At 74.8% G+C, this 656-nt stretch carries 2 protein-coding genes; one reads left to right on the top strand and one right to left on the bottom strand.

All coding sequences use genetic code 11. From position 1 onward, the window contains the following. The coding region (locus tag BG452_RS36175) for an amidohydrolase family protein (RefSeq protein WP_188308577.1) at positions 1-412 on the top strand (412 nt) is incomplete at its 5' end. Here BG452_RS36175 and BG452_RS36170 read toward each other — a convergent pair. Next, positions 399-656 (bottom strand): ROK family protein (locus BG452_RS36170; RefSeq protein ID WP_188308576.1); only part of this gene is annotated, 258 nt, incomplete at its 5' end. The two genes, BG452_RS36175 and BG452_RS36170, sit on opposite strands and share 14 nt — an antisense overlap.

Here is a 656-nt window from a genome sequence, read left to right as displayed (position 1 = left end):
CCTCGCCTACCGCACCGCCGGCGCCCCCCGCGTCGCCCTGATCACCGACGCCATGGGCGCCGCCGGCATGGGCGACGGCCTCTACCCCCTCGGCCCCCTCCAGGTCCAGGTCAAGGACGGCGTCGCCATGCTCCCCGACGGCAGCTCCATCGCGGGGTCGACCCTCACCCTCGACCGGGCGTTCCAACGGGCCCTGCTGGTCCATGGGTTGACGCTCGGCCAGACCGTCGAGTCGCTCTCCACCACCCCGGCCCGGCTGCTCGGCCTCGCCGACTCCACCGGCTCGCTGGAGACCGGCAAGCTCGCCGACCTGGTCGTGGTCGACTCCACCACCTACGACCTGGTCGCCGTGATGCGCCAGGGCCGCTGGGTCCTCGGCGGCGACAGGTTCCCCACCGTCAAGTCCGCCTGACCGGACACCCCAGCAGGTCGTGGGCGAGTAGCGCCGCACCCTGGCAGCCGGCCCGGTGGCCGAGTTCGGCCGGGACGATCTCCGGCAGTGTCTGGAAGCCGAGCCGTTCGGCGACCGCCGCACGCAGCGGCGCCACGTAGGCCTCGCCGGCCCGGGCGAGGCCGCCGCCGATCACGATCCGCTCGGGGTCGAGCAGGGTGATCGTGGCGGCCAGCCCGTCCGCCAGCGCCGCGACGGCCTCGTC

Source organism: Streptomyces sp. CBMA123 (assembly GCF_014596465.1).
Lineage (GTDB): Bacteria > Actinomycetota > Actinomycetes > Streptomycetales > Streptomycetaceae > Kitasatospora.
Note: the sequence above shows the minus strand (reverse complement) of the source record. Positions and strands in the feature narration are given on the sequence as shown.